This is a genomic window from Streptomyces sp. NBRC 110035, from assembly GCF_000829695.1.
GTDB lineage: Bacteria > Actinomycetota > Actinomycetes > Streptomycetales > Streptomycetaceae > Streptomyces.
The window spans coordinates 91517-116290 of the sequence record NZ_BBNN01000035.1 but is presented as its reverse complement, the minus strand read 5'-3'; the positions used below and the strand labels follow the sequence as shown (position 1 = coordinate 116290).

Annotated in this window: 24 protein-coding genes; 11 read left to right on the top strand and 13 right to left on the bottom strand. The window is 72.9% G+C overall.

Annotation, left to right across the window (positions count from 1 at the left end; translation table 11 throughout):
- Window positions 1-432 precede the first annotated feature (432 nt).
- The 3 genes from TU30_RS24330 (at window position 433) to TU30_RS36130 (ending at window position 2761) form a co-directional block, all read left to right on the top strand.
- Window positions 433-1638 carry a triacylglycerol lipase gene (locus TU30_RS24330; RefSeq protein WP_042173566.1) on the top strand — a complete coding sequence of 402 codons (1206 nt, stop codon included), beginning with the start codon at window positions 433-435 and terminating at the stop codon, window positions 1636-1638.
- Window positions 1639-1933: 295 nt separating this feature from the next.
- A complete protein-coding gene (locus TU30_RS24325) occupies window positions 1934-2578 on the top strand; it encodes a PhzF family phenazine biosynthesis protein (protein ID WP_042173564.1) in 645 nt (214 codons plus the stop codon).
- A gap of 27 nt (window positions 2579-2605) precedes the next feature.
- Window positions 2606-2761: a hypothetical protein gene (locus tag TU30_RS36130; RefSeq protein WP_158719358.1), complete on the top strand. Its 156-nt coding sequence runs from the start codon at window positions 2606-2608 to the stop codon at window positions 2759-2761.
- 15 nt (window positions 2762-2776) lie between these two features.
- Here TU30_RS36130 and TU30_RS24320 read toward each other — a convergent pair whose 3' ends face one another.
- Complete coding sequence (locus TU30_RS24320; protein WP_042173562.1) at window positions 2777-3424, bottom strand: heme oxygenase (biliverdin-producing); 648 nt, start codon at window positions 3422-3424, stop codon at window positions 2777-2779.
- 161 nt (window positions 3425-3585) lie between these two features.
- Window positions 3586-4443: a type I methionyl aminopeptidase gene (map, locus tag TU30_RS24315; RefSeq protein WP_042173560.1), complete on the bottom strand. Its 858-nt coding sequence runs from the start codon at window positions 4441-4443 to the stop codon at window positions 3586-3588.
- A gap of 60 nt (window positions 4444-4503) precedes the next feature.
- Between map and TU30_RS24310 the strand changes: the two genes are divergently transcribed.
- The gene (locus TU30_RS24310; protein ID WP_042173558.1) at window positions 4504-4740 is read left to right on the top strand and encodes a hypothetical protein; all 237 of its coding nucleotides are present in this window, start codon (window positions 4504-4506) and stop codon (window positions 4738-4740) included.
- 30 nt (window positions 4741-4770) lie between these two features.
- On the opposite strand, the gene TU30_RS24305 is transcribed toward TU30_RS24310, so the two are convergent.
- Complete coding sequence (locus tag TU30_RS24305; protein ID WP_042173557.1) at window positions 4771-5373, bottom strand: hypothetical protein; 603 nt, start codon at window positions 5371-5373, stop codon at window positions 4771-4773.
- Between the two features lie 147 nt (window positions 5374-5520).
- On the opposite strand from TU30_RS24305, the gene npdG reads away from it, so the two are divergent.
- Window positions 5521-6255: an NADPH-dependent F420 reductase gene (gene npdG / locus TU30_RS24300; protein ID WP_042173555.1), complete on the top strand. Its 735-nt coding sequence runs from the start codon at window positions 5521-5523 to the stop codon at window positions 6253-6255.
- Between the two features lie 56 nt (window positions 6256-6311).
- Window positions 6312-6530 carry a hypothetical protein gene (locus tag TU30_RS24295; RefSeq protein ID WP_042173553.1) on the top strand — a complete coding sequence of 73 codons (219 nt, stop codon included), beginning with the start codon at window positions 6312-6314 and terminating at the stop codon, window positions 6528-6530.
- Between the two features lie 24 nt (window positions 6531-6554).
- On the opposite strand, the gene TU30_RS24290 is transcribed toward TU30_RS24295, so the two are convergent.
- Entirely contained in the window at window positions 6555-7355 is an 801-nt protein-coding gene (locus tag TU30_RS24290; protein ID WP_042173551.1) for a site-2 protease family protein, read from the bottom strand.
- 199 nt (window positions 7356-7554) lie between these two features.
- On the opposite strand from TU30_RS24290, the gene TU30_RS24285 reads away from it, so the two are divergent.
- Complete coding sequence (locus TU30_RS24285; protein WP_042173549.1) at window positions 7555-10929, top strand: BTAD domain-containing putative transcriptional regulator; 3375 nt, start codon at window positions 7555-7557, stop codon at window positions 10927-10929.
- Window positions 10930-10961: 32 nt separating this feature from the next.
- Here the strand turns inward: TU30_RS24285 and TU30_RS24280 are convergent, their stop codons facing one another.
- The 3 genes from TU30_RS24280 to panB all read right to left on the bottom strand — a co-directional run bounded on the left by TU30_RS24280 (window position 10962) and on the right by panB (window position 14080).
- Window positions 10962-11891, bottom strand: a complete 930-nt coding sequence (locus TU30_RS24280; protein ID WP_234307973.1) for an ABC transporter permease — start codon at window positions 11889-11891, stop codon at window positions 10962-10964.
- Window positions 11888-12913, bottom strand: coding sequence for an ATP-binding cassette domain-containing protein (locus TU30_RS24275; protein ID WP_042173547.1), 1026 nt, complete (start codon window positions 12911-12913; stop codon window positions 11888-11890). The genes TU30_RS24280 and TU30_RS24275 overlap by 4 nt, the downstream gene beginning before the upstream one ends.
- A 291-nt stretch (window positions 12914-13204) precedes the next feature.
- On the bottom strand, window positions 13205-14080 hold the full coding sequence (gene panB, locus TU30_RS24270; protein ID WP_042173546.1) for a 3-methyl-2-oxobutanoate hydroxymethyltransferase: 876 nt from the start codon (window positions 14078-14080) through the stop codon (window positions 13205-13207).
- A 355-nt stretch (window positions 14081-14435) separates the two neighbouring features.
- Between panB and TU30_RS24265 the strand changes: the two genes are divergently transcribed.
- On the top strand, window positions 14436-15491 hold the full coding sequence (locus TU30_RS24265; RefSeq protein ID WP_042173544.1) for an endonuclease/exonuclease/phosphatase family protein: 1056 nt from the start codon (window positions 14436-14438) through the stop codon (window positions 15489-15491).
- Between the two features lie 239 nt (window positions 15492-15730).
- Here TU30_RS24265 and TU30_RS24260 read toward each other — a convergent pair whose 3' ends face one another.
- A complete protein-coding gene (locus tag TU30_RS24260) occupies window positions 15731-17485 on the bottom strand; it encodes an NAD+ synthase (protein WP_042173541.1) in 1755 nt (584 codons plus the stop codon).
- Window positions 17486-17675: 190 nt separating this feature from the next.
- Between TU30_RS24260 and TU30_RS24255 the strand changes: the two genes are divergently transcribed.
- Window positions 17676-18137 (top strand): Rrf2 family transcriptional regulator, encoded by a 462-nt coding sequence (locus TU30_RS24255; RefSeq protein ID WP_042173540.1) that lies wholly within the window; start codon window positions 17676-17678, stop codon window positions 18135-18137.
- Between the two features lie 22 nt (window positions 18138-18159).
- On the opposite strand, the gene TU30_RS24250 is transcribed toward TU30_RS24255, so the two are convergent.
- Window positions 18160-19347, bottom strand: a complete 1188-nt coding sequence (locus tag TU30_RS24250; RefSeq protein ID WP_042173537.1) for a globin domain-containing protein — start codon at window positions 19345-19347, stop codon at window positions 18160-18162.
- 389 nt (window positions 19348-19736) lie between these two features.
- Between TU30_RS24250 and TU30_RS24245 the strand changes: the two genes are divergently transcribed.
- Window positions 19737-21098, top strand: coding sequence for a glutamine synthetase family protein (locus TU30_RS24245; RefSeq protein ID WP_042173535.1), 1362 nt, complete (start codon window positions 19737-19739; stop codon window positions 21096-21098).
- A gap of 143 nt (window positions 21099-21241) precedes the next feature.
- On the opposite strand, the gene TU30_RS24240 is transcribed toward TU30_RS24245, so the two are convergent.
- The 4 genes from TU30_RS24240 to TU30_RS24225 all read right to left on the bottom strand — a co-directional run bounded on the left by TU30_RS24240 (window position 21242) and on the right by TU30_RS24225 (window position 23973).
- Complete coding sequence (locus TU30_RS24240; RefSeq protein ID WP_042173532.1) at window positions 21242-21892, bottom strand: DUF3618 domain-containing protein; 651 nt, start codon at window positions 21890-21892, stop codon at window positions 21242-21244.
- Window positions 21868-22281: a phage holin family protein gene (locus tag TU30_RS24235; RefSeq protein ID WP_042173637.1), complete on the bottom strand. Its 414-nt coding sequence runs from the start codon at window positions 22279-22281 to the stop codon at window positions 21868-21870. The genes TU30_RS24240 and TU30_RS24235 overlap by 25 nt, the downstream gene beginning before the upstream one ends.
- A 10-nt stretch (window positions 22282-22291) precedes the next feature.
- Complete coding sequence (locus TU30_RS24230) at window positions 22292-22957, bottom strand: hypothetical protein (protein WP_052479898.1); 666 nt, start codon at window positions 22955-22957, stop codon at window positions 22292-22294.
- A 548-nt stretch (window positions 22958-23505) separates the two neighbouring features.
- Entirely contained in the window at window positions 23506-23973 is a 468-nt protein-coding gene (locus TU30_RS24225) for a hypothetical protein (protein ID WP_042173530.1), read from the bottom strand.
- Here TU30_RS24225 and TU30_RS24220 point away from each other — a divergent pair.
- Window positions 23948-24769, top strand: a complete 822-nt coding sequence (locus TU30_RS24220; protein WP_234307972.1) for an aconitase family protein — start codon at window positions 23948-23950, stop codon at window positions 24767-24769. The genes TU30_RS24225 and TU30_RS24220 overlap by 26 nt on opposite strands.
- The last annotated feature ends 5 nt before the right edge of the window (window positions 24770-24774 follow it).

The window sequence follows — 24774 nt, the reverse complement described above, 5'->3', positions numbered from 1 at the left end:
CCGTGAAGGCGGGAGGGGAGCCTCAGGCGGCCGGGCGCGCTACCCGCGTCCGCAGCGTGCGGGCGAGCCGGCCGAGCAGCACGGCGTTGAACGGTCCGGACAGAGCCGCACCGGCGGAGAAGCGGAAGGTGTGCCGGGGCGCGATGCCCGGGCCCCCGGGTCCTGCGACGCCCGTGGCGCGGGCCGGCGCGGGCGTCGGTGAGGTGATCGCACGAGTGGTTCTCCTCGGAGGTGTGGTGCCTTCTCGGCATGCGATCGACGGGGAACGGACGAGCGGGGCGAACAGGTCCGCGGCACATGCCGGGCATCCCCAAACACTTCCCGTGCGTGCTCCATCAGATGTGGTGAACCCTGCAGGCCATAAGGGCGATGTGCCCTAATTGCCCCCATGATGGCGTCGTCTCACCCACCCCCCACGCAAGGAGGACGTCCATGCCCGAGGCGACCGAGCCCAACGTCGGTACGTTCACCCTCGGCGATCCGCTGACCGCCGAACCCGCCGTACCGATCGAGGTGCCGGAGCACGACGAGTGGGCCCTGCCCAACGGCTTCGCCTGGGTCTTCCCCGGCGAGGGCAACCGCGGCGGTCTCGTCCGGCCGGTGATCATGGCCGACGGCTTCAACCTCGGCCGGAGCAGGCTCGACGTGCTCTACCAGGGGCTGGAGAGCGGCTACCCCTTCATCACCGAGCTGCGCCGCCGCGGCAGGGACGTGATCCTGCTCGGCTTCGAGGAACGCAGCGCGTCGATCCCGGACAACGCGCGGGCGGCCGAGGCCGCCCTCATGCGGGCCATCGCCGAGCAGGAGGGCGACGCCCGCCTGGTCGGCGGCGGCTTCAGCATGGGCGGGCTCGTCACCCGTTACGCACTGGCGAGGCTCGAGCGCCGGCGGATGGACCACCGGACCGCGCTGTACTTCTCCTACGACACCCCGCACCGCGGTGCTTCCATCCCGGTCGGCGTGCAGGCGTTCTCGCACTTCATCCCGTTCCCGAACGACTTCGCGAAGCAGATGGACAGCCCGGCCGCGCGCCAGATGCTGTGGCAGCACTACGACAAGGACACCGGCAAGATCGGCGTCGCCCCGGAGCGTACGGAGTTCCTGGCCGACCTGGAGCGGCTCGGCGGCTGGCCGCAGATTCCGATGAAGATCGCCGTGGCCAACGGTCGCGGCGACGGGGTCGGCCTGCCGGACATGAAGCCCGGCGAAGCCGCGCTGCGGGTCGACCGGATCTACCCGGGCACCACCTTCTACACCCAGGCCCAGGGCGACGACGTGACGGCCGCCTACCTCAACCGCAGGTTCCCCAAGGCGGAGAAGACCATCACGACCAGCGGCTTCCCGGAACTGGACGGCGCACCGGGCGGAACCCTGCACACCTACAGGATCCTCGCCGACACGATGAAGAAGCTCGGCGGCACGGCGGACCTGCGGCACGAGGACGTGTGCTTCGTCCCCTCGGTCAGCGCGGTAGCGATCTGCGACATCGAGAAGCAGGACGACCTGTACGCGGCCGTCAACGGACTGGAACCGGAGCGGAGCGAGCTGGACGGCTTCCTCTGTTCGTCCACGACCACCGCGCACACGGCCGTCACCGAAGAACTGTGCACCTGGATCATGGACCGGCTCCCCGACTGATCTCCGTCACGCGCCGACCGGGGCTGCCGTCCACTCACAGCAGACGGACGACAGCCCCTTCATCGATTTGCTCGGGGCCAGGGGAGGGCGTGACCCGCGCGTCCGGACAGGCCGTGCACCACGGAAACGACGCGGCGCAGCCCCGCTCCGCAGGGCTGAACGGGCTGTGCCCCAAGTCCGCGCAGCCCGCGGTGGCCGCCTCGAGGTCGCCTGCGGCCGGCCGGTCGGGCGGGCGCTGAACGGACCGCAGGTCAGCGCTTTTCCGGAGTGACTCAAGGGCTGCTTGAATGCCCCCGTGACTGACTACGACGTGGTGCGCGTCTTCTGCGGCCCCCGGGGCGGGTACGGCAACGAACTCGGTGTCGTCCGTGAGGGTTCCGTCATGCCCGGGCGGAGCGAGCGGCAGCTGTTCGCGGAGAAGCTCGGCTTCAGCGAGACCGTGTTCGTCGACGACCCCGAGCGCGGGGTGATCGACATCTACACCCCCACCCTGCGCCTGCCCTTCGCCGGCCACCCGTGCGTCGGTGCGGCCTGGCTGCTCGACGTCCCCGAGCTGGTCACGCACGCCGGGTTGGTGGGCGCCCGGCAGGACGGGGAGTTCTGCTGGATCGAGGCGCGCGCGGAGTGGGTGCCGCCGCGCACCCTGCGCCAGTACGCCACCGCCGCCGAGGTCGACGACCTGGCCGTGCCGCCGAAGGGGGAGTGGGTCTACGCCTGGGCCTGGGAGGACGAGCCCGCCGGCCGGGTCCGCGCCCGCGCCTTCCCCGGCCGTGACGACGGCATCGACGAGGACGAGGCGACCGGCGCCGCCGCCCTCCTCCTCACCGACCGGCTGGGACGTGCCCTCAACATCACCCAGGGCACCGGCTCCCAGATCCTCACGGCACCACAGCCGTACGGATGGACCGAGATCGGGGGACGGGTGTTCCTGGAGCGTTGAACCTGGTCCGCTGGTCTCCCCAAGGCCGTGCTGAGGGCGGCACTCGGCCGGCGGCGCGACGCGGAGCGGGACTTCGGACGGCTGGGGCGGACGGTCGCGCTCGATGCCCTGCGCAAGGTTCCCGCGTACCGGGCCTGGAGCGACGAGTTGCGCAGGGCGATGGAGCGGCTGCGGTTTCTGTGAGCCGCGGGGCGGGCGTCACGCCGACAGCGGGAACTCCTCGCCCAGGGCGCGGAAGACGTCGGTGTTCAGGGCGAAGGCCTGCTTGCACTCGGTGATGACGCGCTGCTTCTCCAGGTCGTCCGCCCGGATGCCGTCGAGCAGTTCGCGGTACTCGCGCTTGAAGGCGGCCGGGTTGGATATCTCCTCGAAGACGTAGAAGCGGACACCGTCGCCCTTCTTCGGGAAGCCCCAGGTGCGCTCCGCCCTGTCGCGGATGATCTGGCCGCCGGAGAGGTCGCCGAGGTAGCGGGTGTAGTGGTGGGCGATGTAGCCCGCCGGCCATGCGCTCGCGCAGTGCGCGACGCGCTCCGCGTACGCCCGTGTGGCGGGCAGCGCCGTCAGCGTCGTGTGCCACCCGGGGCCCCGCAGGTGGGCGAGGTCCCGCTCCAGGGAGGGCAGGCGCAGCAGCTCCGGGCGGATGAACGGGCCGGCCACCGGGTCCGAGGCCAGCCGCTGTGCGCCGGACTCCAGCGCCTCGTAGACGAACCACAGCTGCTCGGTGTAGCGCGCGTACGCGTCCATGCCCAGCCGGCCGCCGAGCAGGTCGCTCATGAACGTCGAGGTCTCCGCCTCCACGTGCTGCTCGTGCGAGGCGGTGCGGATGAGGGTCGAGAAGGAGTCCATGAGTCCAGATCTTTTATGGTTAGGCTTACCTAAGTCAATGCCTTGCCGACGGTTCGTCGGTATCCCGTCGGTGACTTCCTACCCCGTTGCGGAACGACGAAAGCCCGCCCTCCGAAGAAGGCGGGCTCGAGGGGGAAGGGGCTTCGGGTCCGGCTGTCCGGTTACGGCAGGGTCAGGATGTCCGCGCCCGTGTCCGTCACCACCAGGGTGTGCTCGAACTGGGCCGTCCGCCTGCGGTCCTTCGTCACGACCGTCCAGCCGTCGTCCCACATGTCGTACTCGTGCGTGCCCAGCGTCAGCATCGGCTCGATCGTGAACGTCATGCCGGGCTGGATGACCGTCGTCGCGTGCGGGCTGTCGTAGTGCGGGACGATCAGCCCGGAGTGGAACGCGGTGTTGATGCCGTGCCCGGTGAAGTCCCGGACCACGCCGTAGCCGAAGCGCTTGGCGTAGGACTCGATGACCCGGCCGATGATGTTGATCTGCCGGCCCGGCCTGACGGCCTTGATCGCCCGGTTCAGCGACTCCCGGGTGCGTTCCACCAGGAGCCGGCTCTCCTCGTCCACGTCGCCCACCAGGTACGTGGCGTTGTTGTCGCCGTGCACCCCGCCGATGTACGCCGTCACGTCCAGGTTGACGATGTCGCCGTCGCGCAGCACCGTCGAGTCCGGGATGCCGTGGCAGATCACCTCGTTGACCGACGTGCACAGCGACTTGGGGAAGCCGCGGTAACCGAGCGTCGACGGGTACGCCCCGTGGTCGCACATGTACGCGTGCGCCACCCGGTCCAGCTCGTCGGTGGTCACGCCGGGCGCGATGAGCTTGGCGGCCTCCGCCATCGCCCGCGCCGCGATCCGCCCGGCGGTCCGCATCGCCTCCACGGTCTCGGGGGTCTGCACCTCCGGGCCGGTGTACGGGGTGGGAGCGGGCTTCCCGACGTACTCGGGTCGGCGGATGTTTCCGGGTACGGAACGGGTGGGAGACAGTTCCCCTGGGATGAGCAGCGACTGGCCAGACATGGCGGCGAGTCTAATTCAGTGCCCACGGGGCACCGTCTTCCGTGGCGAGAGGAGCCGGTCATGCCCCTGTTCAAGAAGCGGACGGTCGGAAAGCCGGGCGAGTGGTACTACTGCCTGGAACACCAGAAGGTCGAGGAGGGTCCGGACTGCCCGAACAAGGACCGCTTCGGGCCCTACACGAGCCGCACCGAGGCCGAGCACGCCATGGCGACGGCCCGCGAGCGCAACCTCCAGTGGGAGAACGACCCCAGGTGGCACGACGACGCCGAGGGCGACGGCGGACGCGGCGACGCCTGACCGGGCGGCCCGCGAGCGGACCCGCTCCGGCTACCAGCGGTCCGGGGGCGGGGCCGTCAGGAGGTCGGCCAGGCGCGACATGCGGTCCCCGAAGGGGCGGCGGCCCCGCGACGGCGGCAGCGCGTTCTCCCCGGCCGCCGCGCCGACCAGGTGCTGCACGGTGTCCAGGTCCAGCTCGGCACCGTCCGGGACGGCCAGCGCCTCGTGGGCCAGCTCCGGCAGCTCGCCGTCGCCGGGGCCCAGGGACAGCAGCGTCGCGCCGGCCCGGCGGGCGTCCGACACCCGCTCCAGCAGCGGGGCGGTGGGCTCCCCGGGCGCCACCACCAGCAGCGTCTCGCCCCGCCGCGCCGCCTCCAGCCGTCCGAGGCCCACCGCCAGATGCGCGGGGTCCGAAGGGCGCGCGTCGTGCCGTACGAGCGTCGGGGCCAGCTCCGGCGTGCCCGACCAGGCGGCCTCGTCCACCAGATGCGCCGCCAGGTGCCACGGCTCGTACTCCCGCGTGCCCACCAGCAGCAGCCCGCCCCCGTGCGACACCACCGATCCCCGCAGCGCCCCCGCGAACCGCCGGGTGGCCCCCAGCCACTCGGTCCCGGCGAGCACGTCCCGCAGCAGCGCGACCCGTACGGCATCCATGGGCCGCACCCTGCCCCGACGGGGCCCCGGAGATCCGGTGTTCGCCGCCGATTCACCCGGCCGAGGGGGCGGCGGGCGGCACAGTGACGGGGCTCACGTGGGCCGGCCGGGCCGGAAACGGACTCCCCGCGCCCGTAGAGTCGGGCCATGACCTCCCGTACCCCCAGCGACAGCGCACAGCAGCCCGAGAACGCCCCCGCGAAGGCGCCCGCCAAGGACCCCTGGGACCTGCCCGACGTCTCCGGGCTCGTCGTCGGCGTGCTCGGCGGCACCGGACCGCAGGGCAAGGGCCTCGCCTTCCGGCTCGCCAGGGCCGGCCAGAAGGTGATCATCGGTTCGCGCGCCGCCGAACGCGCGCAGGCCGCCGCCGAGGAGCTCGGCCACGGTGTCGAGGGCGCCGACAACGCCGAGACCGCCCGCCGCAGCGACATCGTGATCGTCGCCGTGCCCTGGGACGGCCACGGCAAGACGCTCGAGGGCCTGCGCGAGGAACTGGCCGGCAAGCTCGTCGTCGACTGCGTCAACCCGCTCGGCTTCGACCGGCAGGGCGCCTACGCGCTCAGGCCGGAGGAGGGCAGCGCCGCCCAGCAGGCCGCCGCCCTCCTCCCGGACTCCCGGGTCACCGCCGCCTTCCACCACCTGTCCGCGGTCCTGCTCCAGGACCCGGAGACCGACATGATCGACACCGACGTGATGGTGCTCGGCGAGGTCCGCGCCGACGTGGAGATCGTGCAGGCCCTCGCCGGACGCATTCCCGGCATGCGCGGCATCTTCGCCGGACGGCTGCGCAACGCCCACCAGGTGGAGTCCCTGGTCGCCAACCTGATCTCCGTCAACCGCCGCTACAAGGCACACGCCGGGCTCCGCGTCACGGACGTGTGACCCCATGGGGGACACTGGTCGGCGAAGCAGTGTCCCCCGACAGGAGCCCAGCCGCCATGCCCCGCCTCGCTCTCCACGCCCTCACCGTCTGCCTCCTCGCCGTCGCCGCGGCCGTCGTGTCCTTCGTCCAGGGCAGCTGGCTGGGCGTCGTCTGGATCCTGCTCGCGGGGCTGTCGTCCAACATGACCTGGTACTACGTGCGGCGCGGGAAGGCCGAGCGGGAGGCCGGGAGGGCGGCGCGCGCGGCCCGGGCCGAAGGTCCCGTCACGGGCTGAGCCACCCGCCGCCGGCCGGACCCCTCATGCCGCTGCCGCGCAGAACTCGTTCTCCCCCTGCCAGAAGCGGAACAGCTCCAGGCCGCAGTACGTCTCCGCCTCGTGGATGCCCAGCGCCGACAGGACCGCGTCGATCACCTCGAAGAACACGCCGTTGACCGCCGGCACCCACAGCAGCGCGAACACGAACAGCAGGCCGAACGGAGCGAACGGCTCCACCTGCCGCCGCAGGCCCGGCGACAGCCAGGGCTCGAGCACGCCGTAGCCGTCCAGGCCCGGCACCGGCAGGAAGTTCAGGATCGCCGCCGTCACCTGGAGCAGCGCCAGGAACGCCAGCGCGAACCGGAAGTGGACCGGCACGCCGTCCAGCGCGCCCAGCCAGAACGGTGCCGTGCACACGAGCGCGAACAGCACGTTCGTCAGCGGGCCCGCCGCCGAGATCAGGCTGTGCCGCCGGCGCCCCCGGATCCGGTGCCGCTCGATGAACACCGCGCCGCCCGGCAGACCGATCCCGCCCATGATCACGAACAGCACCGGGAGCACGATGCTGAGCAGGGCGTGGGTGTACTTCGCGGGATTCAGCGTGAGGTAGCCCTTCGCGCCGATCGAGATGTCGCCGCTGTGCAGCGCCGTGCGGGCGTGCGCGTACTCGTGCAGGCACAGCGAGACGATCCAGGCGGCCGTCACGAACAGGAACACGGCCACGCCCGGCTGGTTCGCGAACCCGGTCCAGGTGGCCCATCCGGTGACCGCCGTGACGGCCAGGATGCCCAGGAACACCGGGCTGATCCGCCGGTCGCTGTGGCGGGTGGTGGCGGTGGTCATGGGGCTCCCTGGGCTGACTGTCGGGCACGCGGCCGTCGGAGACACGCGGGCGGACTGCCCGACCGTACCCGGCGCACCCGGAAAACGTCTCGCGTCGGCCACCGGTTCCGGAGAGGATGGAGGACCTGCGGGCGGCGGCGGGCGAACAGGGCCGCCCGCCCGACCCCGGCCCGTGACCGCCCCCGGACCACCGGAGACAATGGACCCCGTGCGCTATCGCATCCTCGGTACCACCCAGGCACTCCGCCCCGACGGCACCGCCGTCCCGGTCGGCGGGGCGCGGCTGCGTGCGCTGCTGGCGGTGCTCGCGCTGCGGGCCGGCCGTACGGTGCCGGTGCGTCACCTCGTCGACGAGGTGTGGGACGGCGAACCGCCGGCCGACGCGACGGGCGCGCTGCAGGCGCTGGTGGGGCGGCTGCGCCGGGTGCTCGGCGCGGACGCGGTGGCCTTCGACGACGGCGGCTACCGCCTCACCGCCGCACCCGACGACGTCGACCTGCACCGGTTCGGGCGGCTGGTCGGCGAGGGCCTGCGCGCGCTGTCCGACGGGGGCCCGGCCAAGGCGTGCCTCGTGCTGGACGAGGCCCTCGCCCTGTGGCGCGGACCGGCCCTCGCCGATCTGCCCGACCGCACCGGCGAGGCGGCCCGGTCCGCCGCCCGGCGCCTGGACGCCCTGCGCGCCCGGCACGGCGCCGCCCTGGCCCTCGGCGAGGCCGAGCAGTCGCTGCCCGAGCTGACCGCCCTGTGCGACGGCCACCCCCTCGACGAACCCCTCCAGGCGCTGCGGCTGCGCGCCCTGCGGGACGCCGGACGCACCGCCGAGGCACTGGCCGCCTACGAGGACGTACGCCGGCTGCTCGCCGACCGTCTCGGCTCCGACCCCGGCACCGAACTGCGGTCCCTGCACGCCGCGTTACTGAGACCGGAAGCGACGCCGGCGGTCGCACCGGCGCCACCGCCCCCACCCCCGTCCGGCGGCCTGCGGGCCCGGCTGACCTCCTTCGTCGGCCGGGAGGCCGACATCGAGGCCATCCGGGGCGATCTCGCCTCGGCCCGGCTGGTCACCCTGCTCGGGCCCGGAGGGGCCGGGAAGACCCGGTTGTCGCAGGAGGCCGCCGACGCCCTCCTGCGGGCGTCCGCCGCACACGGCGGAGCGTCCGCCGGGCACGGCGGCACGGGGGACGGTGCGGCCCCAGGCGGGCTCCCGGACCTCGTCCGGGACGGCGTCCGGGTCGCCGAACTCGCCCCGGTCGACGACCCCGACGCCGTCCCCGAAGCGGTCGTCACCGCCGTCGGCGCCCGCGAGACCGTGCTGTACGGCGCCGGCGCCGAGGGCATGCGGGCCGCCACCGAACGCGGCGACGACCCCGTGGGCCGCCTCGCCGAACACTGCGGCAGGCGCCGCATGCTGCTGGTCCTGGACAACTGCGAGCACGTCGTGGACGCCGCCGCCCGGCTGGTCGAGACCCTCCTCGAACGCTGCCCCGGACTCACCGTGCTCGCCACCAGCCGCGAACCCCTCGGCGTCCCGGGGGAGGTGCTGCGCCCGGTGGAACCGCTGCCGGAACCGGTCGCGCTGCGGCTGCTCGCCGACCGCGGGGCCGCCGCCCGCCCCGGCTTCCGCGTCGACGACGACCCGAAGGCGTGCGCGGAGATCTGCCGCCGGCTCGACCGGCTGCCCCTGGCCATCGAACTCGCCGCAGCCCGGCTGCGGATGCTGACCCCGCGCCAGATCGCCGACCGGCTCGACGACCGCTTCCGGCTGCTCACCTCCGGCAGCCGTACCGTCCGTCCCCGCCAGCAGACCCTGCGGGCCGTCGTCGACTGGTCCTGGGACCTGCTCGACGCCGGTGAACGGGACGTCCTGCGGCGGCTGTCCGTCTTCGCGGGCGGCTGCGACCTGGCCGCCGCCGAGGCCGTGTGCGGGCCCGCCGTACTGGACGTGCTCGGCTCGCTCGTGGACAAGTCCCTGGTGGTGGCGGCCCCTTCGGACGCGGGCGCCGGTGCCGGCGCGGGTGGTGACGAGATGCGCTACCGGCTGCTGGAAACGGTCGCCGAGTACGCGTCCGAACGGCTCGACGAGGCCGGACAGCGGCCCGGCGCCGAACGCGCCCACCTCAGGCACTACCGCGAACTCGCGCGCACCACGGATCCGTTGCTGCGCGGCCCCGACCAGCTGCTCGCCATCGAGCGGCTGGAGCGCGAGTACGAGAACCTGCGTACCGCGCTGCGCCACGCCCTCGCCGCCCGCGAGGAGCAGGAGGCGCTGTGCCTGACGCTGTCGCTGGTCTGGTACTGGCAGATGCGCGACCAGCGGATCGAGGCCCGCACCTGGTGCCGTGAGGTGATGGCGCTGGGCCCGGACCCCTTCACCGAACCGGCCCGTCCCGTGCCGTCGTTGTGGCAGAGCTGCACCGACGCCCCGCCGCCGATGACCGACGAGGTGCTCGCCGAGGCCCGGCGCGAGGTGCATCTGGCCCACATGGCCTGCATGGACACGGAGCTGGACGACTGGATGACACCCCAGGCGCAGCGCAGGCTGCGGGTCATCGCCGCGACCTACGAGCCCGGCCAGCCGCAGGCCTGCCGCCCGCCCGGCACCTTCTGGGCGTTCGCCCTGCTGCTGAACGGCGAGATGAACACCCTGCACAAGGTCGTCGACGCGGCCGTCCGCACCTGCCGGCAGACACCCGGCTTCGACTGGGAACTGGCCTCCAACCTGCAGATGAGGGCCAACTTCCTCGCCAACCGCAGCGACTGGGCCGACGACGCGCTGCGCGACGCCGACGAGGCCCTGGAGATCCACCGGCGGATCGGCGACGCCTGGGGAGCCGCCGAGGGCCTCGCCGCCCGCGCCGAGGCACGCGAACGTCGCGGCGAGTGCGCGCTCGCCGCCGCCGACTACGAGGAGGCGATCCGGTACGCGGAACGTCTGGGCGCCCACGCCCAGACCGCGGTGCTCACCGCCCGGCTGGGCGGCGTGCTGCTGGAGGCGGGGGAGGAGGAGCGTGGCGAGCGGCTGCTGCGCGACGTCATCGACCGGCGCGGCGGCGGACACGAGCCGGCGCTGCCCGCCGCCCGGCTCTTCCTGACCGGTTGGCTCGGCATGACCGGGCGCGTCGCCGAGGCGCGCGAGCAACTGCGCTCGTTGCGTGAGGAGTTCCGTATCGCGCACTACGTCGTCTTCGACGCCTTCATCCTCGGCGCCGAGGGCTGGCTCGACATCGCCGACGGACACGACGAACGGGCGCTGGGCACGATCCGCGCGGCGCTCGCACAGTCCAACAACCCGCTGACCCTGGCGATCGCCGTCCACATGCGGGCCTCGCACATGACCATGGCCGCCATGGCCCTGGCCGGCGTGGACGGTGGCCGGCACGCCCGCGACGCGGCCCGTTGCCTCGGTGCCGCCGACGCCTCCCTGCCGTCCCGTCACATCGCCGGGCGCATGGAGCGCGAGGTACGTGAACGGGCCGAGCGGCGGATCCGGGAGGCCCTCGGCGACACCGCGTACGCCGCCGCGTACGCGGAGGGCGGCCGCCTCTCCCCGGAGGAGGCCGCCGCCCTGGTGTGACCGCGCACGGGGCCGGAGGACCGGTTTCCCGGTCAGCTCTTCGTACGGAACTTGTGGATCGCGACCGGTGCCATCACCGCCGTGATCCCCACCGACCAGGCCACCGTCAGCCACAGGTCGTGCGCGACCGGGCCGCCCACCATCAGGCCGCGCGCGGCGTCGGCCAGCGAGGACAGCGGGTTGACGTCGGTGAAGGTCTGCAGCCAGCCCGGCATCGACTGGGTCGGCGCGAAGATCGACGAACCGAACTGCAGCGGCATCAGCACCAGGAAGCCCATCGCCTGCACCGACTGCGCGCTCTTCATCGTCACACCCAGCGTGATGAAGATCCACATGAGGGCCGAGCCGAACAGCACGGACAGCCCCACGGCGGCGAACAGCCCCGGCCAGTGGGTGATGTCGAAGCCGACCAGGACACCGACGACCATGAGGATCGCGGTGGCGATCAGCATGCGCAGTATCTCGACCGTGATCTTGGCGAACAGCACCGAGCCCCGGCCGATGGGCAGCGACCGGAAACGGTCCATGACACCCGTGTTGAAGTCCTGGTTGAAGCCGGTACCCACCCCCATGGCCATGTTCATGCCCATCATGGCCATCAGGCCGGGCACGATGTACTGCACGTACGCCTCCTGCCCGCCGCCCAGCGACTGCCCGATCGAGCCGCCGAAGACGTACACGAACAGCAGGGTGAACACGATCGGGAACAGCACGGCGTCGAACATCGACTCCGGGTCCTGCCGGATCCACAGCAGATTGCGCCGGACCAGCGCACCGGTGTGCCGCAGATGGGAACGCAGCGGGATCCGGCCGTCCCCGACGGCCACCCGGGCCGTACCGGCCCCACCGGCGGCACCGGCGGCACCGGCGGCACCGGCCGCCGCGGCCCCGCCGGCCGGGGTGACGTCGGTCTTCGGAGTGGCCGTGGTCGTCGTGGTCTTCGGTGACGTCGCGGAGCTCATGCGGCGGCCTCCTCGTGGGTCTCGGCGGGCACGGTGTCCTGCGGGGCACTGGCGCGGTGGCCGGTGAGCGAGAGGAACACCTCGTCCAGGCTGGGCAGTTCGGTGGTGAGGGAGGCGAGGGTCAGGCCCCGCGCGGTGACGGCGCCGACCACCGCGGTCAGCTGCTCGTCGCTGAGGACCGGTACCAGGACGGCACTCCGCTCGGAGTCCACGGTGGTGGTGGCGAGCCCGGTGATGCCCAGCTCGTCGAGCGCGGCGGCGAGCGGGCGCAGCTGGAGCGGATCGGCCGGGCGGATCCGCAGGGTACGGCCGCCGACCTTGGCCTTCAGCTCCTCGATGCCGCCGTTCGCGATGACCTTGCCGCGGTCCACGACGGTCAGCTCGGAGGCGAGCTGCTCGGCCTCCTCCATGTACTGGGTGGTCAGCAGCACGGTCACCCCGTCCCCGACCAGCCGCCTGACCTCCACCCACACCTCGTTGCGGGTACGCGGGTCCAGTCCCGTGGTCGGCTCGTCGAGGAACAGCACCGCGGGCCGGCCGATCATCGACGCGGCCAGGTCCAGCCGGCGCCGCATGCCGCCGGAGTACGTGGCCGCCGGACGCCGGGCCGCCTCGGTGAGCGAGAACCGCTCCAGCAGCTCGTCGGCGCGGCCACGGGCCTCCCTGCGGGACAGGTCGAGCAGCCGGCCGATCAGATACAGGTTCTCCCAGCCGGCGAGCTTCTCGTCCACGGAGGCGTACTGCCCGGTCAGTCCGATCACCCTGCGCAGCTGCCGGGGCTGGCGGAGCACGTCGTACCCGGCGACGGTGGCCCCGCCGGAGGTCGGGGCGAGCAGGGTGGAGAGAATGCGGACGAGGGTGGTCTTGCCGGCGCCGTTCGGTCCGAGAACCCCCATCACGGTGCCCTCGCGCACATCCAGGTCGACACCGTCCAGTGCCCTGGTCCCGCCGTAGTGCTTGACCAGCCCCCGGACGGTGACGGCGTTGCCCGCGCCACCGGAGTCGTTGTCGTTTCGCGTCATGCCCCGACCCTGACACCCCCCCACCGACAAACCCCCGACAGCCGTCCGACAGAGGGCCGTCGGGGGTTTGTCGGGGCTTGCCGGCGGGGCACTGCTGCGACGCGGCCGGCATGACCGGCCGTCCGGCGTTCGAGGACGAGGCCCTTCAGGCCGACGGGGGTCCGGGGGCTCAGCCCCCGGGACAGCGGCCCTCACGGGGGGACGGGCCCGCCGATGGGGGAAGTCGGCGGGCCCGTCCGTGTGCGGCGTTGGCTCAGCGGCAGCACCACGGCAGCGCCGCGGCGCTGTGGTTCAGTGAACGGAGTGCTCCTCCTGCGGGAACGTTCCGCCCACGACGTCCTCGGCGAACGCCTTCGCCGCGCCGCCCATGACCTCACGCAGGTCCGCGTACTGCTTCACGAACTTCGGCACCCGGCCCCCGGTCAGCCCGAGCATGTCGGTCCACACCAGCACCTGCGCGTCCGTCCCGGGCCCCGCGCCGATCCCGACCGTGGGGATGTGCAGCGTCCGGGTCACCTCGGCGGCCAGCTCGGCCGGCACCAGCTCCAGGACGACGGCGAAGGCGCCCGCGTCCTGCACGGACTTGGCGTCCCGCAGCAGTTGCTGCGCGGCCTCCTCGCCACGCCCCTGGACGCGGTAGCCCATGGCGTTCACGGACTGGGGGGTGAGGCCGACGTGCGCCATGACCGGGATGCCGGACTCGACCAGCAACTCGATCTGCCGGTGCGAGCGCTCGCCGCCCTCCAGCTTCACGGCGCCGGCCCCGGCCTCCTTGACCAGCCGGGTCGCCGAGCGCAGCGCCTGCACGGGACCCTCCTGGTACGAGCCGAAGGGCAGGTCGGCGACGATCAGGGCGCGGCTCGTGCCGCGCACCACGGCCGCGGACAGCATGGTCATCTCGTCGAGGGTGACGGGGACGGTCGTCTCGTACCCGAGGTGGCAGTTGCCCGCGGAGTCGCCGACGAGCATGACCGGGATGCCTGCCTCGTCGAAGACGGACGCGGTCATCGCGTCGTACGCGGTGAGCATGGGCCACTTCTCGCCCCGTTCCTTGGCGAGGGCGATGTCGCGAACGGTGATACGGCGTGTGCCCTTTCCCCCGTACAGCGTCTTGCCGCCGTCGGAGGGGCGCGACTCCGAAGTCGGGGCAGCCGAAAGCTGCGTCATGGCAACTGCTCCTCACACGTCATCTCGAGGCGCCCTGACGGCGTCCCCGGATCCCCTCCATGGTGGCACTTCACGAGAGCCGGTGCCAGGGGTGGTCACCGGCGGAAGGACCGCCACCGGGGCGGCGACGGGGAACTCCCCGCCGACAGCCCGCCCCGTGCGCCCCGGCCGCCACCATGTGCGCGTTCCGTCACAGAGCGCGCTTTCCCCGGTCCCCTCCGGAACTCCCGGGACGTCTCCGTTCGTCCTCGCCTCCGTACGGCCGTCGACGGACGGCGGGAAGGACATCGATCATCCCCTAGGGTCTACGCACACAGGGGGAGTCGGTGTGCACGGCAAGGTGTGAGGCGACGGTATGGCGCAGCAGGCGTACACGACGGAGACGGACGACGGCGGCCCGGGGCCCGAGCAACGCCGGACAACCGGGCTTCGGCGCCTGTGGGACCGCCTGACCAGAGGCTGGCGCGGAGACCGCCGTATCTGGCGCCGGGGCGTGGTCCTCGCCGTGTGCGCGGTGCTGCTCGCCCTCGTCATGGCGGTCCACGCCCGGATCCCCAACGTGGTCGGCAACCTGGGCAGTCTGCTCGAGACGTTCCTGCCGTGGCTGGGTCTGGCCATCCCGGTGCTCCTGGTACTGGCCCTGGTCCGCAGGTCCGCCACCGCGCTGATCGCGGTGCTGCTGCCCGCCGTCGTCTGGCTGAACCTCTTCGGCGGCCTGCTCACCGACCGGACCGGCCCCGGCGGCGACCTCACGGTGGCCACGCACAACGTCAACGCGCAGAACCCCGACCCGTCCGGAACCGCCCGCGATGTCGCCGCCTCGGGGGCGGACGTCCTGGCCCTGGAGGAACTGAAGGCGTCGGCGGTCCCGGCGTACGAGACGGCGCTGGCGTCGACGTACGAGTACCACGCGGTGGTCGGCACCGTCGGGCTGTGGAGCAAGTACCCGCTGAGCGACGTGGCGGCCGTCGACATCCGTCTCGGCTGGAAGCGCGCGATGCGGGCCACGGTGACGACGCCCGAGGCACAGGTCGCCGTCTACGTCGCCCATCTTCCGTCCGTACGCGTCAAGATGGAGGCCGGCTTCACCGCCCGCCAGCGCGACAAGAGCGCCGACGCCCTGGGCGCGGCCATCTCGAGGGAGCCCCTGGAGAACGTCGTCCTGCTCGGCGACCTGAACGGCACGATGAACGACCGCGCACTGAACGCCGTGACCTCCCAGATGCGTTCCACCCAGGGCGCGTCGGGCAACGGCTTCGGCTTCAGCTGGCCGGCGGCGTTCCCGATGGCGCGGATCGACCAGATCATGGTCAAGGGCGCCGAACCGGAGAGCTCGTGGTCGCTCCCCCAGACGGCGAGCGACCACCTCCCCATCGCGGCCCGGGTGAAGATCGCGACGCCGGACGACTGAGACCGTTGGGCGGCGCAGACCGTTGGGCGGCTGGGACTGTCGGACGTTTGGGACCGCAGTGCGTCTGGGACCGCCGGGCGGTTGAGACCGTTGGGCGGCGGAGGCCGTAGGGCGCCTGGGACCGCAGGGCGGCGGAGGCCGTCGGTCGGCTGGGGCTGTCGGGCGGCGGAGGCCGCAGAGCGGCCCCGGGACGCGAGTTCCCGGGGCCGCTCTGGTCCTGCTCCGCGCTCGTGTGCCGGCTACTCCCGCCAGCCGTTCGTGATCGGCAGCCGGCGGTCCTTGCCGAAGCCCTTCGGGGAGATCTTCGTCCCCGGCGGGTACTGCCGCCGCTTGTACTCGGCCCGGTCGACCATCCGCAGTGTCTTCTTCACCAGTTCCGCGTCGAACCCGGCCGCCACGATCTCGTCCGCGCCCCGGTCCCGGTCCACGTACAGGTCGAGGATCGCGTCGAGGACGGGATAGTCCGGCAGCGAGTCCGTGTCGACCTGGCCCGGCCGCAGTTCCGCACTCGGGGGCTTCGCGATCGAGTTCTCCGGGACGGGCGGGGTCTTCCCGCGCGCCGCCGCCGAGCGGTTGCGCCATTCCGCGAGCCGGAACACCGACGTCTTGTAGACGTCCTTGATGGGCCCGTACGCCCCCACCGAGTCCCCGTAGAGCGTCGAATACCCGACCGCCAGCTCCGACTTGTTGCCCGGCGCCAGGACGAGGTGACCCTCCTGGTTGGAGATCGCCATGAGCATCGTGCCGCGGAGCCGGGACTGCAGGTTCTCCTCCGCCAGCCCGGTAAGCCCCAACGACCCCATGTACGCGTCGAACATCGGCTCGATGGAGACGGTCCGGAAATTCAGCCCGGTCCGCCGCGCCAGCTCCGCCGCGTCGCTGCGGGAGTGGTCCGAGGAGTACTTCGACGGCATGGACACGCCGTGGACGTTCTCCGCGCCCACCGCGTCGCAGGCGATCGCGGCGACGAGCGCCGAGTCGATCCCGCCGGACAGGCCGATCAGCACCGACTCGAAGCCGTTCTTCACGACGTACGCGCGGAGCCCCGCGACCAGCGCCGCGTACACCTCCTCGTCGTCGTCGAGCGGCTGAGCGGACGATCCGTGCCGCTCGGGCGCGTACGCGGGCAGCGGCGCCTCGGACAGGACGACGCGGTCGATCCGCAGCCCGTCGTCGACGACCTCGCCGGCCGACGGCACGTCCGCGGCGGCCCCGGGGAGGTCGAGGTCGAGCACCATGCACTCCTCGGTGAACTGCGGCGCGCGCGCCACGACGTCGCCGGCCCGGTCGACGACGATCGAGTCCCCGTCGAAGACCAGGTCGTCCTGCCCGCCGGTCATCGCGAGGTAGGCGGTCGTGCAGCCGGCCTCCCGGGCCCGCCTGCGGACCAGTTCGAGCCGGGTGTCGTCCTTTTCCCGCTCGTAGGGGGATGCGTTGACGGAGAGCAGCAGCCCGGCCTTCGCCGACCGCGCGGCCGGGACCCGGCCGCCGTCCTGCCACAGGTCCTCGCAGATGGCGAGGGCGACGTCCACGCCGTGCAGCCGCAGGACGGGCAGGGTCTCGCCCGGCACGAAGTACCGGAACTCGTCGAAGACCCCGTAGTTCGGCAGATGGTGCTTGGCGAAGTTCAGTACGATCTCGCCGCCGTGCAGCACGGCCGCGGCATTGCGCGGCGCACCGGCCGGCTGGCCGTACTTCGGCTGGGCGGCGGCGCTGCGGTCGAGGTAGCCGACGAGCACGGGCAGCTCCCCGAAGCCCTCCTCGGCGAGCCGCGCGGCGAGGGAACGCAGCGCCTCGCGGGAGGCCTCCACGAAGGACGACCTCAGCGCGAGGTCCTCCACGGGATACCCGGTCAGCGCCATCTCCGGGAACGCCACGAGGTGGGCTCCCTGCTCGGCACAGTGCCGGGTCCGGCGGAAAATCGTGTCGGCGTTGCCGGCGAGGTCGCCGACACGCGAGTCGATCTGATTCAGAGCGAGACGAAGTTGAGGCACGCGGCCCAGTGTAATCGTCAACTCGACACTATGGGGTGGGGCGGGTGGGCGGTGAGCCGTGGATCACCCTGAGCCGGCCGCCGGGGCGCCGGATCACCGGGCCGCCGGGCCGTCCCGCGTGACGGCTCACGGCTCACGGTTTGCGACAGATAATTTGAACGTGAGATGCGCATTACCTACGCTCCCCGGTATGAGGCTGCTGCGCTCCACCGACCTGGCCCTGCGGGTCCTGATGCGCCTCGCCGTGGCCGCGGAGGGCTCCCACCCGACGACGCGCGATGTCGCCGAGGCCATGGGCGTGCCGTACACCCATGCCGCGAAGGTCGTCGCCGAACTCCGGCACAGGGACCTGCTCACCGCCCGGCGCGGCCGGGGCGGCGGCCTCACCCTCACCGAGCGGGGCCGGACGGCCTCGGTCGGTGCCCTGGTGCGGGCCTTCGAGGGCGAGGGCGACGTCGTCGACTGCGAGGGCGCGTCCGCGTCCGGCACGGGCACGCCCTGCCCGCTCCGGTCCGCCTGCCGGCTGCGCGGCGCACTGCGGCGGGCCCGGGAGGCGTTCTTCGCCTCGCTGGACCCGCTCACCGTGTCGGACCTCGCCGCGAGCCCGACGGGCCCGCTGCTGCTGGAGATCTCCCGACCCCCTCGGCCGTAGCCCGCGGCCGTGCGGGGCGCGCTCAGTCCTGCTTGGCCAGCCAGAGGTCCGGGCCGAACACCTCGTAGTGGATGTCGGCCGGTGCGACGCCCTTGCCGATCAGCTGCTCCCGCACCGTCCGCATGAACGGCAGCGGGCCGCACAGGTACGCCCGCGTGCCCGCCGCGACCGGTACGCCGGTGAGGTCGACGTAGCCGGTGGAGGCGCCGGCCGGGGCGTCCTGCTCGTACCAGAGGTGCACCGCCGCGTCCGGCAGCTTCGCCGCGTGGGTCTCGTGGTCGGCGCGCAGGGCGTGGTCGGCGGGGGAGCGGTCACCGTGCACGACGGTGACCGGGGCGTCGTAGCCGTGGTCGGCGAGGTGGGCCAGCATCGCGGTCATCGGGGTCACGCCGATGCCGGCGGAGGCGAGCAGCAGGGGTGCGGCGGGCTCGGCCTCGAGGACGAGATCGCCGTACGCCTCGGACAGTTCCAGGACGTCCCCGACCCGCACGCGCGCGTGCAGGTGGCCGGAGACCTCGCCCTCGGGCGTTCCGTCGTCGTGCACGCGCTTGACGCTGAACTGCCGCTCGCCGGGGCCGGGCGCGCCGGAGAGGCTGTACTGGCGGATCTGCCGGGCGCCGTCGCCGAGGGTGACGCGGACGGAGACGTACTGGCCCGGGCGGAAGTCCCGCACCGGCCCCCCGTCGGCCGGACGCAGCCGCAGCGACACGACGTCGGCGGTCTCGGCGACCCGCCCGACGACCTCCCACTTCCGCCAGCCGGGCCCGCCCTGCTCCTCGTGGAGCCGCTTCTCGATGGCGATGAGGGCGTTGGCCATCAGCCAGTAGACCTCCTCCCAGGCGGCCGCGACCTCGGGCGTGACGGCCTCGCCCAGGACCTCCGCGATCGCGGCGAACAGGTGCTCGTGGACGATCGCGTACTGCTCCGGGGCGATGCCGAGCGAGGCGTGCTTGTGCGCGATGCGCCCCAGCATCGCGTCGGGCCGGGTGTCGGGGTGCGCCAGCAGGTGCGTGGCGAACGCCGCGATGGACCCGGCGAGGGCCTCGCGCTGGGTGCCGGCGGCCTGGTTGCCGCGGTTGAACAGGTCGCGCAGCAGCTCGGGGCGGGCCTCGAACATCCCGGCGTAGAACCGCTCGGTTGTCTCGCCGAGGGCCCCGCCCACGGCGGGAAGCGTGGCGCGGACGGTGGCGGCGGACTGCTCGGACAGCATCGGGTCTCCTCGTTGTGGACTGCCTTCTCGACGGTCTGCACCGCCCATTAAAACTTGCATCTGGAATACCAATTAAGGGGGGTGGGTCCAGGGCCGCCGGGAGGACCGTGTACAAGGCGTGTGCCGCGGGGCGCCGGGGCGGGCCGGATCGCATACGGGCCGCTCCGTGACGAACCCCGGCCCGAGCGGGCAGGATGGGCCGCAGGGTGATACGCCTGGCGTGGCCGGCCCCTTCGCGCCACCGTGGAAGCCCGTGGGACGATCAAGGTCGGCAACGCGCGCGAAACCCGGATGTGGTGGGATGGCCGCAGTGCCCGACCGCCGCCCGAGGAGGCCACCCGGTGCGGGAGAGACTGGCGGCCTGACCGGCAAGGATGGGGAAGCGGAAGATGGACAAGCAGCAGGAATTCGTGCTCCGGACGCTGGAGGAGCGCGACATCCGGTTCGTACGGCTGTGGTTCACGGACGTACTGGGCTTCCTCAAGTCCGTGGCCGTGGCCCCGGCCGAGCTGGAGCAGGCGTTCGACGAGGGCATCGGCTTCGACGGCTCCGCCATCGAGGGCTTCGCCCGGGTGTACGAGTCCGACATGATCGCCAAGCCGGACCCGTCGACGTTCCAGGTCCTGCCGTGGCGCGCCGAGGCCCCCGGCACGGCCCGCATGTTCTGCGACATCCTGATGCCGGACGGCTCCCCGTCCTTCGCCGACCCGCGCTATGTCCTCAAGCGCGCGCTGGCCCGCGCCTCCGACCAGGGTTTCACCTTCTACACCCACCCGGAGATCGAGTTCTTCCTGCTGAAGGACAAGCCGGTCGACGGCAGCCGCCCGACCCCGGCGGACAGCTCCGGCTACTTCGACCACACCCCGCACAACGTCGGCATGGACTTCCGCCGGCAGGCGATCACCATGCTGGAGTCGATGGGCATCTCGGTGGAGTTCTCCCACCACGAGGGCGCCCCCGGCCAGCAGGAGATCGACCTCCGTTACGCGGACGCGCTGTCCACGGCCGACAACATCATGACGTTCCGCCTGGTCATGAAGCAGGTGGCGCTGGAACAGGGCGTGCAGGCCACGTTCATGCCGAAGCCGTTCTCGGAGTACCCGGGCAGCGGCATGCACACGCACCTGTCCCTCTTCGAGGGCGACCGCAACGCGTTCTACGAGTCGGGCGCCGAGTACCAGCTCTCCAAGGTGGGCCGCTCCTTCATCGCGGGACTGCTGCGGCACGCGGCGGAGGTCTCCGCCGTCACCAACCAGTGGGTCAACTCCTACAAGCGCATCTGGGGCGGCTCCGAGCGCACCGCCGGCGCCGGCGGCGAGGCCCCCTCGTACATCTGCTGGGGCCACAACAACCGCTCGGCCCTGGTCCGCGTCCCGATGTACAAGCCCGGCAAGACCGGCTCGGCCCGCGTCGAGGTCCGCTCGATCGACTCCGGCGCCAACCCGTACCTGACGTACGCACTCCTCCTGGCCGCCGGCATGAAGGGCGTGGAGGAGGGCTACGAACTCCCGCCCGGCGCCGAGGACGACGTCTGGGCCCTCTCCGATGCCGAACGCCGTGCCCTCGGCATCGAGCCCCTCCCGCAGAACCTCGGCGAGTCCCTCACCCTGATGGAGCGCAGCGACCTGGTCGCCGAAACCCTCGGCGAACACGTCTTCGACTTCTTCCTGCGCAACAAGCGCCAGGAGTGGGAGGAGTACCGCAGCGAGGTCACGGCCTTCGAGCTGCGCAAGAACCTGCCGGTGCTGTAACGCGCGGAGCGAGCCCTGTTCCCCGACCCGTACGCGGTCCGGGGAACAGGACTCCCTTCCGGTGGGACCGGCCTCGGGTGGGACCGGAGCGGCGCGGTGCGGCCCGCCCTTGGGGCGGACGGCGGGAATGTGACGACAGGCCCTTAGCCCTTGAGGTGCCGGCCGGAGTCACGTGCCTGCTCGGTGACCTCGCCGGTCCGGCCGCGTGCCTCGTCCTGGGTGGTGCGTGCGGCCTGCGCCGCGGTGTCCTTCACCTCCGCGGCCGCGCTCTGCGTCACCTCCCGGGCGCCTTCCCTGAGGTGCTGCGCGGACTCCGCGGCGGCCTCCTTCACCGGCTCCAGGGCCTCGCCCCCGCGCTCCATCAGCTCGGTGGCCTTCTGCTGCTCGGCCCGGGACGCGGGCGCCATCGAGGACGCCAGCAGACCGACGCCGAAGGCGACCAGGCCGGCGGCCAGCGGGTTGCCCCGGGTCTGCCTGCGGGCCATGTCGGGTGCCTGCTGCACGGCGTCCCCCGCCCGAGCGGCCGCGGCGCGAGCCGAACCGGACGCCTTCCCGGCGCCCTCCTGCACCGAGCCGGCCGCCGACTGCGCGGTGCCCGTCACACCCTGCGCGGACTGCGACGCGGTGCCCATGACCCGGTCGCGGACGCCCGACACCCTGTCGCGCATCCGGTCCGCGCGGCGGCGCACCACCCGGCCGGGGCTGGTCCGCTCGGCGAGCTGGTCCACGTTCGTGGAGAGTTGTTCGCGAGTGGCCTCTATCTCGGCCCTCACCTGGTCGGGTGACGTGCCCATTCCGCGTTCTCCTTCATGGTCTCGACGGTCTGCTCGGGCTTCGGTGAGACGGCACGCATCCGTGCGCGGCCCTTCTGGTACAGCACGGCCGCGACGACGGCCCACACCGCGGCGACGATCAGGGCGGCCCAGCCCCCGTCCATCACGTTGGCCAGCCCCAGTACGGCGGCCAGCGACAGGAACAGCAGCACCAGGTAACCGGCGAAGCCGGCACCGCCGTACATCCCGGCGGCCTTGCCCGCCCTGGCCCCCTCCTCCTTGATCTCGGCCTTCGCCAGCTCGACCTCCTGCCGGAAGAGGGTCTGGAGGTCGGAGGTCACGCCGGAGAGGAGCCGGCCCACGGACTGCTCCTGTCCCTGCGGCTCGGTCGAGCCGGGCACGGGCGACATGGAGGACATCTCACACCTCCGGGTGTGCGCGCCCCGGCGCCCCGGTCGGCGGCACTCCTCCGGTGGGCGGAGGACCGGCCGGAGGAGTGCCGGGGGGCAGCGGCCGGGTGGGGGGCGTACCCAGCCCGTCCCACCCCTGCGACCCGGAGGCCTGCTCCTGTCCGGACCCGTCGGACCGCGACCGGGTCCGGGAGACGGCGCCCGACGCCTTCGCCAGCCGACCGACGGCCAGCCCGGCCAGCAGCGCGCCGCCGAGGAAGGCCCCGGGGCGCCGGCGGGCGAAGCTCTGGAGGTCGGAGACGAGTCCTTCGGCGCCCTGCTCCTCCAGGTAGTCGGCGGCACGGTGGCTCCGGTCGGCCGCCTGGGCCGCGAAACCGCGGGCGGCGGAGTCGCTCTGGGCGTGGTCGGCGAGATCGGTGAGGTCGCCCGCCCACCCCCGCAGTGCTTCGGCCGCGCGCCCGGCCTGCCCCTCGGCCTCCTCCATCGCCCGGCTCCGCAGGTCGTGGACGGCCGTACCGGCCTGCTGCCGGGCCTCGCCCGCCACGGTCCGGGCCTGCTCCGTCGCGGTGTCCGCGATCTGGCCCGCGGCCTGCTTGGCCTGACCGGCCGTCGCGGAGGCCTCTGTCCTGACCTTCTCTCCGGTATCCCCGGTTCCGGTGTGTACGGACTCACTCATCGGCGACTTCTCCTCATCGGATGTCCTGCGTGAGGTCCCGCGTCCCGGACGCCCCGGCGCCTGCCGGAAGTTGTACACCGGGCATCCCACGTGACCGTCCGTCCCGCCCCGAGTGGCCATTCGTGCGTACTTGACACGCTTTGTCCGTAAGGAATCCCTGCCGGGGACCGCCGGACCGGCCCCGGCCGGTGGGCGAGGAGGTGACGGTGAGGGAGGGGAAGGGGCAGGCGGTACGCCTGCAGGCGACGTGGGCGGGCAGCGGGTCCGGGCCCGTGGCCCGTGGCGTGGGACCGGGTGGGTTCTGGGTACCTGCGGGGCCCGGGGTGGCGGGCTGGGGTGGTCGTATGTCGCGGAGCGGTGACGGGATCGTCGAGCGGATGCAACCGTCCACTGGCGTGAAACCGCACCCTGGCGGGACATAATCGCTGGGATCGTGCGACGGCGGCTCGGCGGGGGAGCCGGTCGACGGAGGAACAGGGGGCGCTGGATGAACGCGGGACCGGTCGGGGTCGCGGTCGTGGCTCGGGGCGCTGTCGTCCGCGGTGGGCTCACCGCCCTGCTGAAGGAAGCGGGTCTCGTGAAGCGGAGTCGGGAGGGGGGCCGGGCCACCGCCGGAGCGTGGCGCAGAGCAGCGCCGGGTTGCCGGCCGTCGCGGCGACCGCGGGAGCGAGGAGAGGGGTGGCCGCCTCCTCGCCGTATGCCCTGACGAGCAGCGTTCGTACGGCTTGCTCGCCGAGCGGGTGCAGCGTCAGCTCGTACCGGAGGCCGGGGGCGGAACAGGAGCCCGCGGGGCGGGGTGCCGGGGGCGAGCCCTCGACACCGCCGACGCCTTCGGCCACCACCACACGCAGCACCGGCCGCCGGTGCCCCGGACCGCTGCCGGACGGCTCCGCCCACTTCGTCGCCGGTCCGGGCGTGGCCCGGAGGCCGTCGACGAGGATCGTCCACGGGGCCCCGGGGGCAGCGGGTTCCTCCCGGGCGGGCGTCCGGGTGCCGCCGTCGGCCGGCCACGTCATCGAGTTCACCGGCTCCGCGGTGGAGTCGCTGACCGTCGAGGGCCGCATGACGCTGTGCAACATGGCCATCGAGGCGGGGGCACGGGCCGGCATGGTCGCCCCCGACGACGTCACCGTCGAGTACGTGCGAGGCCGCCGCTACGCCCCCTCCGGCGAACTCTTCGAGCTCGCCGCCGAGCAGTGGAAGCAGCTGGCCGCGGACCCCGGCGCCCGCTACGACGCGGTGCACCGGATGAACGTCGACGACCTGGTGCCGCAGGTCACCTGGGGCACCAGCCCGGGCATGGTGGCCGACGTGACCGGTACGGTCCCGGACCCGCAGGACGAGAGCGACCCGGCGCTGCGCGCCGAGATGGAGAAGGCCCTGGAGTACATGGGCCTGGAACCCGGCCGACGCGTCGACGAGATCACGGTCGACACCGTGTTCATCGGGTCGTGCACCAACCCGCGGCTGGAGGACCTGCGGGAGGCCGCCGGGTTCGTCACCGGCAGGAAGGTGGCACCCGGCGTACGCGCCATCGTCGTCCCCGGCTCCATGGCCGTCCGCCGCGACGCCGAGGCCGAGGGACTGGCGGACATCTTCCGCGAGGCGGGCTTCGAGTGGCGTGAACCCGGCTGCAGCATGTGCATCGCCATGAACGGGGACCGCCTCTCGGCGGGCGAGCGCTGCGCCTCGACCAGCAACCGCAATTTCGAGGGACGTCAGGGCCGGGGCGGCCGCACCCACCTGGTGAGCCCGGTGACCGCGGCGGCCACGGCCGTGGCCGGCCGGTTCGCCGACGTCCGCGACGTGTAGAGGAA